Annotated in this window: 1 protein-coding gene; it reads right to left on the bottom strand. The window is 62.1% G+C overall.

Annotation, left to right across the window (positions count from 1 at the left end):
- Positions 1 to 3: 3 nt before the first annotated feature.
- Positions 4 to 848 (bottom strand): integrase core domain-containing protein (locus RAD10_RS41435; protein WP_461621974.1); only part of this gene is annotated, 845 nt, incomplete at its 5' end.

Genomic DNA, 848 nt, shown 5'->3' with positions numbered 1-848 from the left:
TGTTCAGCCCGGGGACATGACCGACGGGTGTTCGGGGACATGGCCGACACTTTCTCCGCTCGCCAAGTCGATGATAGCGACTTGGTGGGCGGCAAAGAAGATCCCGTATTGCGCGTCGTTGGCCGAGGGGCGGATGGCGAGGCGCTCGCCACGGAAGGCCTGTGGCACTTTCCAAAGACGTCCCTTGAAGCTGACATAGGCCTTGGTCGTGGAGACGCGTCGCACGATCTCATGGCTGTCGTATTCGACCTCCGGCAATCGATCGGGCATGGCCCGCTGGCTCGGCCGATATCGACTAGCCGGGACCTGTTGCCCGAGCGCTTCGTGCGGTCGCTCGAAGTTGTAGACTTCCCGCCAGGCGTCGAAGGCACGCTGTGTTTCTGTGAGATCGCGGAAGTGCCGCAGCGCGAACACTTCAGCCGCGAGCGTGCGGTGGAACCGTTCATTCTTGCCGCGGCTTTGCGGGTGATATGGGCGGCTGTGGATGACGGCGACGCCAAGCTTGAGCAGCCACACCGAGAACCGTGTCCATCGTTCGCCGGAAGGATCACCCCAGGGCGAACCATTATCGACGAAGAAGGCCTCCGGGAGCCCGTAATGGCGAAAGGTCTTCTCCAGGCGGCTGCGCACGGTATCTGTGCGTTGATCTGCACAGGCCTGCAGGCACAGATCATAGCGCGAGTGGTCGTCCACGACCGTCAGAGGATGGCACTGGGTATCATTGCCAAGCCGAACCCAGCCTTTGAAGTCCATCTGCCACAAGAGATTGGGTGCCGGCATCTCAAAACGCTGGCTGGCCACCGGGCCGGCGATCGGAGGCGTAATGCGGCCAGATCGACGCAGGATCT

This window comes from Bradyrhizobium sp. 23AC (assembly GCF_054863025.1).
This window is presented reverse-complemented; position numbering and strand designations above follow the sequence as displayed.